Consider the following 12,484-nt stretch of genomic DNA (forward strand, 5'->3'; position numbering starts at 1 on the left):
GCCCTTATCAATACAGCATTTTACCGCACCGTCCCTCTAAACTATGTTCCAATAGGAACAGTTTTGCAGCGTTTTTACACTCTCTCACACCTGTCAATGAGCCCTTCCGCCCTCGTTTCCGCTTCCCGCTTCTACCAGCGCTGGCTGGCCGCCGATCCATCCCGCCAGGCTAAGGTTGATTCCTTGGCGCAATTATCGCTTGCCTCGCTGGATTTTGCTGATGTTTTGGCAAGTGAACAGGGTGACCTGCCGCTGCAGCGCGGCATGCGCCGCCTGCGCAACCTGGTGCTGGCCACGCTGATCCGGCGCGACCTGGAGGGCAAAGCCGACCTGGACGAGGTGGTCACCACCATGACGCGCCTGGCCGATTTCGCCATCACGCGCCACCTGGCCGAGCTGGACGCGGCCATGCGCGCCAACCATGGCGTGCCGATCGGCCACGAGTCCGGCGCGGAGCAGCAGCTGATGGTGCTGTCGATGGGCAAAGGCGGCGGCGGCGAACTCAACGTTTCGTCCGACATCGACCTGATCTTCGTCTACCCGGAAGATGGCGAAACGGCGGCCGGCCCGGGCCAGCGCCAGCTCTCCAACCACGAATACTTTGTGCGGCTGGGCAAGCAGCTGATCGCCGCCATCGCCGAAATCACCGAGGACGGCTTCACCTTCCGCGTCGACATGGCGCTGCGCCCGAACGGCGCCTCCGGCCCGCTGGCGGCCAGCCTGGGCATGGTGGAGAACTACCTGATCGTGCAGGGCCGCGAATGGGAGCGCTACGCCTGGGTCAAGGCGCGCGCCGTGACCGGCCGCGCCGAGGACATCGCAGCGCTGGACGCGATCGTGCGGCCGTTCTGCTTCCGCCGCTACCTCGACTTCGGCGTGATCGACGCCATCCGCTCCATGCACGCCCAGATCCGCGCCGAAGTGGCGCGCCAGGAGCGCCTGCACCCGGAGCGCAGCCACAACGTCAAGCTGGGGCGCGGCGGCATCCGCGAAATCGAATTCCTGGCGCAGGTGTTCCAGCTGATCCGCGGCGGGCGCGACCCGCAGCTGCGCGGCCGTTCCACGCGCGGCACGCTGCGCCTGCTGCCGGACAAGGGCTTGCTGGGCGCCGACGTGGTGGCGCGCCTGCTGGACGCCTACACCTTCCTGCGCAACCTGGAGCACCGCCTGCAGTACATCGACGACGCCCAGACCCATACCCTGCCGGCCAGCGAGGCCGACCGCCTGGCCGTGGCGCAGATGATGGGCCTGCCCGACGTGGCCACGCTGATGGCCGACATGGACGCCCACCGCCAGTATGTGGCCGAACAGTTCGACGCCATCTTCGCCGACAAGAGCGGCAACGGCAGCGAAGAAGTCGACCCCGCCACCAGCAACGAATGCGCCGACCCCGACAACCGGGAAGCGATCGAGGCGCGCTTTGCCAGCCTGGGCTACGAAGACCCGGCCGCCGCCGCCCAGCGCCTGATCGCCACCTGGCAGGCGCCCAAGCTGGCCAGCCTGCCCGACGCCAGCCGCCAGCGCCTGGTGGCCCTGGTCAACGCCGCCCTGCCGCAGATCGCGCGCGCGGCCGAGCGCAACAGCGCCGGCACCCAGCTCGGCACCCTGGGCCGCCTGCTCGACTTCCTGGAAGCGATTTCGCGCCGCTCCTCCTACCTGTCGCTGCTGACCGAATACCCGCACACGCTGGAACGCGTGATCACCATGATGCACGCCAGCGGCTGGGCCGCCAAATTCCTGACCCAGCACCCGATCCTGCTCGATGAACTGCTGGACGACCGCATCCTGAGCGCCACCTTCGACCCGGCTGCCGCGGCCGCCGAACTGGAGCGCCAGCTGGCCACCGCGCCCGGCGATACCGAGCGCCAGCTCGACATCCTGCGCGAGGTGCACCACGCCCAGCTGTTCCACCTGCTGGCGCAGGACCTGGCCGGTTCACTGACGGTGGAAAAACTGGCCGACCACTTGTCGGCGCTGGCCGACGTGATCGTGGCGGCGGTGGTCAAGGCGGCCTGGCAGACGGTGGCCAAACGCCACATCGAGGTGCCGAAATTCGCCGTCATCGCGTATGGCAAGCTGGGCGGCAAGGAACTGGGCTATGTGTCCGACCTCGACGTCATCTTCCTGTTCGACGACGAGGACCAGGACGCGCCCGGCCTGTACGCCAAGCTGGCGCAGCGCTTCATCACCTGGATGACCTCGCACACCTCGGCCGGCATCCTGTTCGACATCGACACCGCGCTGCGGCCGGATGGCGCCAGCGGCATGCTGGTGTCCAGCGTGGCCTCGTTCGAAAAATACCAGCACACCTCGGCCTGGCTGTGGGAACACCAGGCCCTGACCCGCGCCCGCTTCTGCGCCGGCGACGCCGCCATCGGCCAGCGCTTCGAACAGATCCGCTGCCAGGTGCTGCGCAAGGAGCGCCCCGACAGCGCCGCGCTGAAACAGGAAGTGCTGGCCATGCGCCAGAAGATGCGCGACGCCCGCCCCAACCGCAGCGCGCTGTTCGACCTCAAGCAGGATGAGGGCGGCATGATCGACATCGAGTTCATCGTGCAGTACCTGGTGCTGCAGCACGCGGCCCGGTATCCCGAGCTGACCGGCAATATCGGCAACATCGCCCTGTTGCACCTGGCTGGCCAGCTGGGACTGGTGGACCCGGTCCTGGCGGGCGCCGTGGCCGACGCCTACCGCGACATGCGGCGCTGGCAGCACCAGCTGCGCCTGCAAGGCCAGGACCAGTCGCGCGTCGCGCCGGAGAAAGCGGCCGCGCACGCGGAAAACGTACGCTTGCTTTGGAAATGTATATTTTTTACAACAGAAAGCCGATTAGTTTAGCTATTTTTTGCGCAAAATTATTGAATTTGTAATGCCCTCCTTTAGATTGAAAGCTTACGGGCCGTGCCTTGCACGCACGACCACGTTTTTTGTCATATCTAAATGGGAGAAGCATAGTGAAGCGAATCGTGCTGAAACGCAGCGTCATCGCAGTTGCATTGACGCTGCCAGTAACACCTCTTGTGCTCGCACAGGAAGCCACCGAAAAACCCATCCCCAAAGTCGTCGTTACCGGCTCCAATATTGCCCGAATCGAGAGTGAAACCTCGTCGCCGGTGCAAACGATCCGGGCGCAGGACATCAAACGCCTGGGCGTCAGCTCGGTCAAAGAACTGATGGACACCCTGACCTCGTCCGACCGCTCGGCCCTGTCCGACGACGGCGGCAGCAACTCCTTCGCCGGCGGTGCCTCGTCGGTGTCGCTGCGCGCGCTCGGCAAACAATCGACCCTGGTACTGCTGAACTCGCGCCGCGTCGCGCCCTACCCGCTGGCCGATTACAACGAAGTGTTCACCAACCTCGACACCCTGCCGCTCGATGCGGTGGAGCGCGTCGAGATCCTGCGCAATGGCGGCTCCTCGATCTACGGTTCGGATGCCGTGGCCGGCGTCATCAACGTCATCACCCGCTCCGACTACCGCGGCCTGACGGTGAGCGGCAGCTTCAACCGCTCGGTCGAACAGAAGAGCATCCGCAACGGCACGGTCAGCGTCACCGGCGGTTTCGGCGACCTCGACACCGACCGCTTCAATGTCCTCGCCAACGTCGAATACTTCAAGCGCAACGACCTGTTCTGGCGCGAAGTGGTGGATGACATCAACCCGACCTACGGCGAGTACTTCGGCACCGTCGCCCCCGGTAGCGGCCTGATGTTCGGCAACCGCGGCACCCCGTCGACCTTCAGCTTCCCCGGCAACCTGATCGGCCAGGGCCCGCTGCCCGGCTGCGCCACCAAGAATGCCGGCGGCCTGTGCGTGTACGACCGCTTCAGCCGCTTCCAGGCCACCCCGGCCGCCGAACGCGTCAACAGCCTGGTCTCGGCCCGCTTCAAGGTCAACGAAAGCACCGAGGCGTTCGCCGAGCTGCTGTATTCGCACACCACCACCGATTACAACGGCGCCTTCAACACCTATGGCTCGAATACGAGCAATGCCGTGTGGGGTGACCCCAGCACCGGTAAGGGACGCACCTTCATTTACCGCGGCCTGCCGGCGACCCACCCGCTGAACACCAGCGGTGAAGAGCTTGAGCTGCGCTACCGCTTCCTGGATGACCCGTCCTACCGCAAATCCACCAGCGACCAGTACCGCGCCCTGACCGGCCTGAAAGGCTCGCTGGCCAACCAGTGGGAGTGGGAAGCCGCGCTGGGCATCATGGGCGGCAAGACCAAGGACCGCAGCCGCGGCGGCTTCTTCAGCGACAGCGGCTTTAAAGAAGTGATCGGCGACTACAATATCGACGACCCGCTGTTCTTCAACCGCGCCTACAAGCTGGGCCAGATCAACTCGCCCGAAGTGATCAATAAGCTGTTCCCTGAGAATGGCTACGATGGCAAGGTCACGCAAACCTTCATCGACCTGAAAGCCAGCGGCCAGGTCGGCAACATCGGCGGCCGCCCGGTCATGGCAGCAGTAGGCGGCGACGTGCGCCACGAGAAGATCCGCATCATGCCGACCGCCAACCTGCTGGCCGGCGACATCGTCAGCAATGGCGCCTCTTCCGCTGACGCCAGCCGCACCAATGAATCGCTGTTCGCCGAAGTCAGCGCACCAGTGCTGGAGAAACTGGAACTGATCGGTGCCGCGCGCTTCGACAAATTCCCTGGTTTCGACGGCCGGGTATCGCCGAAGATTGCGGCACGCTGGCAAGCGGCCGACAACTTCCTGCTGCGCGCCACGCTGGAATCCGGCTTCCGCGCCCCCAACCTGACCGAGAGCGCGCCGTCCACCAAGTTCGCCTTCAGCAACAGCGTGGTCGATCCGAAACGCTGCGACCAGGCGCAAGCCCTGGCCGGCGACCTGCGTGCCCAGGCCGAAGCCCTGCCAGGCAGCGACCCCAACGTGGCGCTGCTGCTGGCCCGTGCCGACATTGTCGAAAACAATGAGTGCGCCGCCGGCGTGGCCTCGATCGTGCGCAACAACCCCGACCTGAAGCCGGAAACCTCGCGCAGCGGCACTGTTGGTTTCGTGATCGAACCGGTCAAAGGCACATCGTTCGCGATGGACTACTTCCGCATCGAGCGCAAGAACGAAATCAACACCAAGAGCACATCCGAGCTGCTGGCGTCCGAGCTTCCTGTGGGGGATAAATTCGTCAAGCGCCTGCCTGTCAGCCAGGACAAGTCCTTCACCGCCGAGGAGCGCGCCAAGTACGGCGTGACAGTTGGCCCGCTGGAGTCGACCGAGGGCATGTTCGAGAACGTCTCGAAAACCCGCACCAGCGGCGTCGACCTGGCCATCGCCTCGCGCTTCTCGCTGCCATTCGGCCGCCTGGACGTGAACGGCAACGGCACCTACCTGCTCGACCTGCGCAACTTTGCCGCGACCCGCAATGGCGGCAGCTGGGGCGACAACCTGGCCGGGCGCTACGGCTACTCCAAGTTCACCGCCAACCTGCTGGGTGCGCTGACCACCGGCGCCTTTACCAACAGCATGCGCCTGGTTTACTTCAGCCCGCAAAAGCTGCAAGGCGACTACTACGACGAGGAGTACACCAAGGAAGGCTGCGCCGCCAATGACTGGGGTCCGGGTGTTTGCCGCGTGGGTTCGGAAGTACGCTGGGACTACAACCTCAGCTACAACGGCATCAAGAACCTGACCTTGTCGCTGAACGTACGCAACGTGTTCGACCAGCGCCCACCGCTGGACCTGAAAGGGTTCAACAGCGCCGGCGGCACCATCCCGCAAAACCTGGACGACGTCGCCGGCCGCCGCATCCGCGTCACCGCCGAGTACCGCTTCAAGTAACGACAGCCCAAGGGCGGAAAAAATGGGGACGTACCCCATTTTTCCGCCCAGCGGAAAATGGGGTACGTCCCCATTTTTTTTACGCTGCTTTTCCCAGGTAGCGGCCGCTGCTCACCGCTGGCCGCTGCGTCTCAATCGCGTCGGCAAAGAAGACGGCCGGGTCGGCGTGCAGCTCGCCCACGTGGCGCTGCAAAGCCGGATATGCGCCCAGCTCCAGCCCAGCTTCACGCTGTGCCCAGCGCACCACCGCCACCAGGCAGGCGTCGGCCACGGTGCGCTTGCTGCCATCCAGCCACTCCTGGCCGCCCAGCATTTCATCCAGCGTGGCGCAAGCCAGCGCCATGCGGGCCTGGCCGCTATCGAAGCTCTCGTGCAGGTAGTCCAGCAAAGTGTCGAGCTTGCGCGCCTCCGCCGTGCCGCTGCGGTAGCCAAGCAGGCAGCGGCGCTGCTGGCCGATGTGGCGCAGGATGGCGCGGCAATCACTCAGCAGCTTGCCGCCGCTTTGCAGCGCTGGCACTGGGATGCCCGGCAGCTCGACCTGCACCAGGCGGTACGGCCGGCATAGCCATTCAAGCGCGACAATGATGCCGAAGGTGCAGCCAGAGGGCGTGCCGTGGTACAGGATGGTTTCCATATTTGCCTCTTGTTCTTGTGGGGGATGAGGCATTCTCGCCGCAATATAGGACAATATCCGCCCTGTTTCCATGTAAAAATGGCAGCATCATGTCGAAACCAGCAATCAAAGCCCTGTCCATCCTCGAACTGCTGCAAAGCCAGCGCCAGATTTCCGGCGCCGACCTGTCGCAGCGGCTGGGCATCGACCGCCGCACCCTGCGCCGCTATATCGCCATGCTGGAAGAGCTCGGCATTCCCATCACCGCCGAGCGCGGGCGCTATGGCGGCTATATGCTGGTACCCGGCTTCAAGCTGCCGCCCCTGATGTTCACCAATGACGAAGCGTCCGCCGTGGCGCTGGGCCTGATGGCCGTGCGCGCGCTGCGCCTGGCCGACACCGCGCCCGCCGTGGCCAGCGCCCAGGCCAAACTGGAACGTGTGATGCCGCCCGCCCTGCAGGGCAGCGTGCAGGCGCTGCGTGAGACGGCGGTGCTCGACACGCCCGAGCAGCGCTGGGCCCACGCCGGCACCGCGCGCCCCGCCCTGACGGGCGAGCTGACCGCGCTGGCCCTGGCGGCGCAGACCCAGCACCGGGTACGTTTCCGCTACACGCCGCAGGATGGCGAGTCGATGCAGCGAGAATTCGATCCCTACGGCCTGGTGTTCAGCCACACGCGCTGGTACGTGGTGGGCATGTGCCGCCTGCGCCTGGCAATCCGCTCGTTCCGGCTGGACCGCATCGCGGAGGTGGCGGAAACCGGCATCGCCTTCGAGAAGCCGGATAACTTCGACGCCGCCGCGCAACTGCAGCACGCGCTGGCAACCTTGCCGCGGCCCTTACCGGTGCAAGTGCTGCTGCACACAGACCTGGCCAGCGCCGCGCGCGAGGTGGGCCGCTACATCGGTCCGCTGGTGGAGACTGAAGGCGGTGTACGGCTGGCGACCACGACGACCAGCTACAGCTGGTTCGCACGGCTGCTGGCCTCGTTCAATTTCGACTTTACGATTGAGGGCCCGCCAGAGTTGCGGGCCGCAGTGCAGGAAGAGGCGCGCCGCCTGGCGCGCCTGGCTGAGATCTAGCGGCGGATCAGAGATCCCAGCGCCAGCAGCGGAACTGGTCGAAGTCCATGCAGGAACGCACATCGCCTTCATTGCATTGCTGCTGGTAGGCCAGGCATTCCTCATAGCTGGAACCGGCCATTGCGGTCGCGGCAGCGCCGGCGCCGATGGCGAACAGGGCCAGGGCAATTGCTTTTTTCAGCTTCGGCATTGCGCGCCCTCCTTAGAACGGATAGACGTAGCGGTTGCAGCGGCTGGCGTCGAACAGCGCGCAAGCCTCTTCATCGCCATTGAAGACGCAAGCTTCACGATAGCCATAGCAAGTCTCATAGCTGGGGATGGCCATGGCCGTCATCGAAGCCCCCGCGCCAATACCGAACAGCACCACAGCAATTGCTTTCTTAAACTTCAGCATTTCAACGTCCCTTTCAAATTAATATTATCTAGGATGGCCTGCGCGATTCAAAAACCGCGTGAATCATTCTCATAAAAATATACTGATTGGTCAACATTAACTTAATGTGAAGATTAGTGACTATTTAATGCAGAAAACTGTTTGGGCTGGACACCAGGGCTGCTAGCCTGAGCGCTCCCTTAACCCATAAAGTGAGACAGCAAATGAGCAAACTGAAAAAAGCGTGGATGGTGCTGGCGTTTGGCCTGGCAGCGGGGGCAAGCTTCTCGACCTATGCCGCGCCCGATCCGCGCACTTGCTACAAGCTGATCGTTGCCTGCAACGATGGCGATTTCAACGCCTGTGTGTACGGCAAACGCATCGGCTGCGACATGTAAGGGCAAAAGGCGCGCCACCTGGCGCGCCCTCCCTGGTCAAAGGTGCCACCACCAGCAATCCTGGCGCTCGTAGAGTTCGCAGGCTTCCTCATCTCCGGCGTCGCATTGCTGCATCCACATTCGGCAAGTCTCCAGGCCGGCGCGCGCCATGGCACTGGCCGATGCGCCCAGCCCAATACCGAACAGGGCAATCGCGATCGCTTTCTTATACTTCAGCATAAACTCCCTTTCAAATTAATATTATCTAGGATTGTCTCCGCGAATAATTTCGCACAGTCAATTTACATAGAGATATATCAACCAGTCAACCTTATTTTTATGTGAATATTGGTGACTATTTAATCTGAAGAATAATATAAGCCAAGTCACAACCCTGCTAACCTGTACGCTCCCTCAACCAGAAAGCGAGTTAGCAAATGAAGAAACTGAAGAAAGCGTGCATGATTCTGGCGTTTGGCATGGCAGCCGGCGTGAGCTTCTCCACCTTCGCAGCGCCCGATCCTGCAACGTGCGTTGAGCTATATTGGAAGTGCGATGCCGGCGACAAGAACGCCTGCATCTACGGCCATCGCATCGGCTGCGATATGTAAACAGAAAAGGCGCGCCTTTTACAAGCAATCGGTCATATCTCTTACTATTTATTGGCGGCGAGCTTCTGTGCACGCTGGCGCCGTTTTTCATGCGCCATTTCCTCATAAGCGGCCGCCAGGGCCGGCATGGCATCCGATTGCAGGAAGTCTTCGAAGCGAAGCTGCGGGAATTCACGCGCTTCATCCCCGGCCAGGAAACGGCAAAAACTGTCCAACATAGGCATTTCGGGATCTGCAACTTCCTTGAACAGGAATTGGCCCGCGCAATTCACTTCCAAAAACACAATTTCACCTTGTTTCAACGCGACCAGGTCGATGGAACCGTATGAAAGTCCCAGTGCGCGGCACAAGGCGATGCAACGCCGCTCCAAGTCTGGCTCGAGCTGGATGCTACGCAAATTATCGATACCACGTCCGCCCTCATAGCGCCAATCGACTGTCGCTCCGTCACGTTGGCTATCGATGACGCCAGCCAGTACCCGCTTACCCATCACGGTAACCCGCAACTCATACGCCTTGTCGAGCAGCTCCTGGTAAATAGCCGGGCAGGCGCGAAACGGATAGTCATGCGCCAAATGCGCATCACTCAGCAAGCTGGTGCGGGAGCTTGTGCGCGAGCCATCGGCGTTATCCCAGATTGGCAACCCCATGGCTTTATGGATGATGCGGCCGCCGTGCTTGGCGTAGAAGCTACGGATCTCAGCCGGATTATTGCTGATCAATGTATCAGGAATGCGGAAACCAAGTCTGGCCGCAACGGCAAGCTGGTACGGTTTGCGCTCACTGGCCTGATCGGCAATTGGATCATTCACCCAACGTGTACCGGCATGTCCCAAGCCTGGCAAAATACCTTCGAGAAATACCTTGGATTCGTCCGCGATGACCTTCAAATCGTCGGGGTGTGCGCCCGGCATCGGCCTGGGGCGCTCCAGCCGGCGCATCCACACTACGTCAAATGGTCCAGTTTGCATCGCATCGTCAATATCCATCTCCACGCGGGCAGGCGCGCCTGGGCCAATTTTGTAGGAAATGGTGTCGCGTTTTGGAAAGGTGGACCATGACCAATAGACGGGCTCGTGGCCAATTTGGCGCAGCCCCCAGCAAACGGCTTGGGCATGGGTATCGGCGGCTGCCGAAACTATCAAAATCCGGGGCATGATCACAGCCCGGGGAAGTCCCCCGGGACGCCGAAACAGAATTAATCCCAGTTTTTAGGGTCGCAGTTATCCACCGAGTTCGGGCCAGTGGCGGTCACAGTCGTGTTAGGAATCATGCAGATGATATCGCCACGGCCCCCGCCGGTAACCATTTCCAGCTCTTCCGCTTTGAATTCTTCGCCAACGATTTTGCCGATAATGCGTTGTACAAACTCCATTTTCGCTCCAATACATAAGGAATAAGCCAGCCTTTTTGCTGCGCATAACACGCCGGCCGGACAAAGCGTGCATAAACAGAAAATGCCAAATTTATAACTTACAATATTACGTAAAAAACAATTAATTGCAACTCTTTTCCGCCAACTCATCAGTTGCGCTTGAGTACATGCAGTCGCCGTGCGCGGACAAGCACATGGCAACTGCTTCGTCGCTTTTACTGAGCGGCACCGATGTGTTTGTTGAGGAAGGTCTCAACGCGGCTCCAGAAGTCGACATTGGTCTTCACGCTGCGCCAGCCGTGGCCTTCATCGACGTACTCGATCCATTCCACATCCGGGTTGTGACTCTTCACGGCGGAATAGAACTTGGTGCCGTGCACGATCGGCACGCGGTTGTCAGCGCCGCCGTAAGCGACAATCAGCGGACGCTTGATGCGCGCCGCCTGCTCAATCGGCGAGGTGGCTTTCAGCTGGGCCGCGTCTTTCTCGCGGTCGCCGATCCACAGCGGCAGCTGGTACTTGCGCGCTTCTTCCGACATATCGCCCCAGGTCACCGAATACAACAGGTTGATATCGGTCACGCCGACCCAGCTCACGCCGCATTTGAAGATATCCGGATCGTTGATCAGGCCCATCAGGGTGGCGTAGCCACCATAGCTAGCGCCCGCGATACAGATGCGCTTCGGATCGGCAAAGCCCTTGGCTGCGGCCCACTTCGCGCCATCGGCCACATCGTTCTGCATGGCCAGGCCCCACTGGCGCCAGCCGGCCATCTCATGCTTGCGGCCGTAACCCTTGCTGCCGCGGAAATCCGGTTCCAGCACGGCATAGCCGCGCGAGGCCAGGAACTGCACTTGCGGGTCGAAGCCCCAGTAACCGCCGCGTACCGATGGGCCGCCGTGCACCAGCACCACCAGCGGCAGGTTCTTCGGCGCCACACCTTTCGGCAAGGTCAGGTAGGCGGGGATCGGCAAGCCGTCGCGTGCCGTGTATTTCACCGGGTGTTTGTACGACATGCGTGCTGGGTCGAGGCGCTGCGACGCTTTGCCGAACAGGACAAGCTCCTTGCTTTGCAAGTTGTACAGGTACAGCGTGCCGGCGGACGTGTCGGAGAACGAGCGTACCAGTACCACGCCCTCTTTCGAGCGCTGCGCCACGCTGATCAGATTTGCAGCATCCGGCAGGCGCGCGTCGATGTCGGCCTGGGCTGCCTGCATTTGCGGGTCAAACCAATGGCTGGCCGCCGTTTCCCCCTGCGTGATTACACCCAGCAGCTTGTCGTCGGTGGTAACCAGGCCACCTTCGAAATCGTGCTCAGGCAGCACTACCATTGGCTCTGCCGACAATTTGCCGCTCTTCAGGTCGAAGGCGTACAGCGCGCGCTTGTCCTGGCCGTTCTCGGTGGCCACGTACAGCGTGCCATCCGGACCGAACTTTTGCGGCATGAAGCTGTTCTTGCCGCTCCAGCTGTCGAAGCGGGTGATCGGGCGCCATTTGCCGGTCTCGGGATCGAGGTAATTGATGATGGTTTCCGGGCCTTCCTGGCTCGCGGTCAGGCGCGGCTCGCCGTTCTGGTCCAGGTACCACTGCATGACGCGCGGCGGGCGCGTCACGGTGATTGCACGACCGGTGCGTGTGTTCAGACGCAGCAGGTTGACCGCTTCCAGGTCATCGTTGCGATAGGTCGCATTCAGTACGAACACATCATCCGAATCGCGCTTGCCGGCGACGGCGAAGAACTGATGGTTCGGCTGCAGCAGGTTCTTGTTCGATTCATCGGTCAGGTATTTGCGGCTGATCAGCTGGCGCATGCCTGTCCCATCACGGTTGACGGCATATAGGCCAGGGCCGAGGCGCTGCTCGCCATCGCCTACGGTACGGTCACCGAGGCTGAACACCAGGCGGTTTTCGTTGACCCAGCTAAAACTCACAACGTCTGCATCGCTGGGCCCCACGATCACGTCGATCTTGTTGGTCTTAACATCCATTACTGCCAAGCGCATACGGCCGCCGTTTGGGGCATAGCGCATGGCGACGGTGCGCCCATCTGGCGACAGGCCAGCATCACTGAATGCTGCGTGCTCAAAAAACGCCGACACCGGCAGGTCCGCAGCCGGCGCCTTGATAATCACCGTTGGCGGCGTGTCAGCGGCGAAAGCCGGCAACGACAGTGCCAACGCGACCAGGCCGGGCAAGAGCAATCGTTTCATAGTGTCTTTCATCAAGTAGAAGAAAAAATCCCCGCTCGA

General features: G+C 61.9%; 12 protein-coding genes. 5 read left to right on the forward strand and 7 right to left on the reverse strand.

What is annotated here, in order from left to right; genetic code table 11:
• Positions 1–96: 96 nt before the first annotated feature.
• Both glnE and ACE3TQ_RS00180 read left to right on the forward strand, forming a co-directional pair.
• Entirely contained in the window at positions 97–2,838 is a 2,742-nt protein-coding gene (glnE, locus tag ACE3TQ_RS00175; protein ID WP_374579866.1) for a bifunctional [glutamate--ammonia ligase]-adenylyl-L-tyrosine phosphorylase/[glutamate--ammonia-ligase] adenylyltransferase, read from the forward strand.
• 116 nt (positions 2,839–2,954) lie between these two features.
• Positions 2,955–5,804, forward strand: a complete 2,850-nt coding sequence (locus ACE3TQ_RS00180; RefSeq protein WP_374579867.1) for a TonB-dependent receptor plug domain-containing protein — start codon at positions 2,955–2,957, stop codon at positions 5,802–5,804.
• A 79-nt stretch (positions 5,805–5,883) separates the two neighbouring features.
• On the opposite strand, the gene ACE3TQ_RS00185 is transcribed toward ACE3TQ_RS00180, so the two are convergent.
• Complete coding sequence (locus tag ACE3TQ_RS00185; protein ID WP_374579868.1) at positions 5,884–6,438, reverse strand: glutathione S-transferase family protein; 555 nt, start codon at positions 6,436–6,438, stop codon at positions 5,884–5,886.
• Between the two features lie 89 nt (positions 6,439–6,527).
• Here ACE3TQ_RS00185 and ACE3TQ_RS00190 point away from each other — a divergent pair, with 89 nt between their 5' ends.
• The gene (locus ACE3TQ_RS00190) at positions 6,528–7,499 is read left to right on the forward strand and encodes a helix-turn-helix transcriptional regulator (RefSeq protein ID WP_374579869.1); all 972 of its coding nucleotides are present in this window, start codon (positions 6,528–6,530) and stop codon (positions 7,497–7,499) included.
• Positions 7,500–7,506: 7 nt separating this feature from the next.
• Here ACE3TQ_RS00190 and ACE3TQ_RS00195 read toward each other — a convergent pair whose 3' ends face one another.
• Both ACE3TQ_RS00195 and ACE3TQ_RS00200 read right to left on the reverse strand, forming a co-directional pair.
• Complete coding sequence (locus ACE3TQ_RS00195) at positions 7,507–7,689, reverse strand: hypothetical protein (protein ID WP_374579870.1); 183 nt, start codon at positions 7,687–7,689, stop codon at positions 7,507–7,509.
• 12 nt (positions 7,690–7,701) lie between these two features.
• Positions 7,702–7,893, reverse strand: a complete 192-nt coding sequence (locus ACE3TQ_RS00200; protein WP_374579871.1) for a hypothetical protein — start codon at positions 7,891–7,893, stop codon at positions 7,702–7,704.
• Between the two features lie 203 nt (positions 7,894–8,096).
• On the opposite strand from ACE3TQ_RS00200, the gene ACE3TQ_RS00205 reads away from it, so the two are divergent.
• Positions 8,097–8,270, forward strand: coding sequence for a hypothetical protein (locus ACE3TQ_RS00205; protein WP_374579872.1), 174 nt, complete (start codon positions 8,097–8,099; stop codon positions 8,268–8,270).
• Between the two features lie 36 nt (positions 8,271–8,306).
• Here the strand turns inward: ACE3TQ_RS00205 and ACE3TQ_RS00210 are convergent, their stop codons facing one another.
• Complete coding sequence (locus tag ACE3TQ_RS00210; protein WP_374579873.1) at positions 8,307–8,489, reverse strand: hypothetical protein; 183 nt, start codon at positions 8,487–8,489, stop codon at positions 8,307–8,309.
• Positions 8,490–8,710: 221 nt separating this feature from the next.
• Between ACE3TQ_RS00210 and ACE3TQ_RS00215 the strand changes: the two genes are divergently transcribed.
• Positions 8,711–8,860, forward strand: coding sequence for a hypothetical protein (locus ACE3TQ_RS00215; protein ID WP_374579874.1), 150 nt, complete (start codon positions 8,711–8,713; stop codon positions 8,858–8,860).
• 44 nt (positions 8,861–8,904) lie between these two features.
• On the opposite strand, the gene ACE3TQ_RS00220 is transcribed toward ACE3TQ_RS00215, so the two are convergent.
• The 3 genes from ACE3TQ_RS00220 to ACE3TQ_RS00230 form a co-directional block, all read right to left on the reverse strand.
• Positions 8,905–10,017, reverse strand: coding sequence for a RimK family alpha-L-glutamate ligase (locus ACE3TQ_RS00220; RefSeq protein WP_374579875.1), 1,113 nt, complete (start codon positions 10,015–10,017; stop codon positions 8,905–8,907).
• A 41-nt stretch (positions 10,018–10,058) separates the two neighbouring features.
• On the reverse strand, positions 10,059–10,235 hold the full coding sequence (locus ACE3TQ_RS00225; RefSeq protein ID WP_374579876.1) for a hypothetical protein: 177 nt from the start codon (positions 10,233–10,235) through the stop codon (positions 10,059–10,061).
• Between the two features lie 215 nt (positions 10,236–10,450).
• A complete protein-coding gene (locus tag ACE3TQ_RS00230; RefSeq protein WP_374579877.1) occupies positions 10,451–12,445 on the reverse strand; it encodes an alpha/beta fold hydrolase in 1,995 nt (664 codons plus the stop codon).
• Positions 12,446–12,484 lie beyond the last annotated feature (39 nt).

It is taken from the genome of Pseudoduganella sp. (assembly GCF_041914865.1).
In the GTDB taxonomy this organism is placed as follows: domain Bacteria; phylum Pseudomonadota; class Gammaproteobacteria; order Burkholderiales; family Burkholderiaceae_D; genus Rugamonas.

Bases quoted from the DNA above. Each gene is read 5' to 3' on its own strand.
- ACE3TQ_RS00225 (WP_374579876.1), bottom strand. From the start codon at position 10,235: ATGGAGTTTGTACAACGCATTATCGGCAAAATCGTTGGCGAAGAATTC.
- ACE3TQ_RS00205 (WP_374579872.1), top strand. From the start codon at position 8,097: ATGAGCAAACTGAAAAAAGCGTGGATGGTGCTGGCGTTTGGCCTGGCA.
- ACE3TQ_RS00230 (WP_374579877.1), bottom strand. From the start codon at position 12,445: ATGAAACGATTGCTCTTGCCCGGCCTGGTCGCGTTGGCACTGTCGTTG.
- ACE3TQ_RS00190 (WP_374579869.1), top strand. From the start codon at position 6,528: ATGTCGAAACCAGCAATCAAAGCCCTGTCCATCCTCGAACTGCTGCAA.
- ACE3TQ_RS00195 (WP_374579870.1), bottom strand. From the start codon at position 7,689: ATGCCGAAGCTGAAAAAAGCAATTGCCCTGGCCCTGTTCGCCATCGGC.
- ACE3TQ_RS00185 (WP_374579868.1), bottom strand. From the start codon at position 6,438: ATGGAAACCATCCTGTACCACGGCACGCCCTCTGGCTGCACCTTCGGC.
- glnE (WP_374579866.1), top strand. From the start codon at position 97: ATGAGCCCTTCCGCCCTCGTTTCCGCTTCCCGCTTCTACCAGCGCTGG.
- ACE3TQ_RS00220 (WP_374579875.1), bottom strand. From the start codon at position 10,017: ATGCCCCGGATTTTGATAGTTTCGGCAGCCGCCGATACCCATGCCCAA.
- ACE3TQ_RS00200 (WP_374579871.1), bottom strand. From the start codon at position 7,893: ATGCTGAAGTTTAAGAAAGCAATTGCTGTGGTGCTGTTCGGTATTGGC.
- ACE3TQ_RS00215 (WP_374579874.1), top strand. From the start codon at position 8,711: ATGATTCTGGCGTTTGGCATGGCAGCCGGCGTGAGCTTCTCCACCTTC.
- ACE3TQ_RS00210 (WP_374579873.1), bottom strand. From the start codon at position 8,489: ATGCTGAAGTATAAGAAAGCGATCGCGATTGCCCTGTTCGGTATTGGG.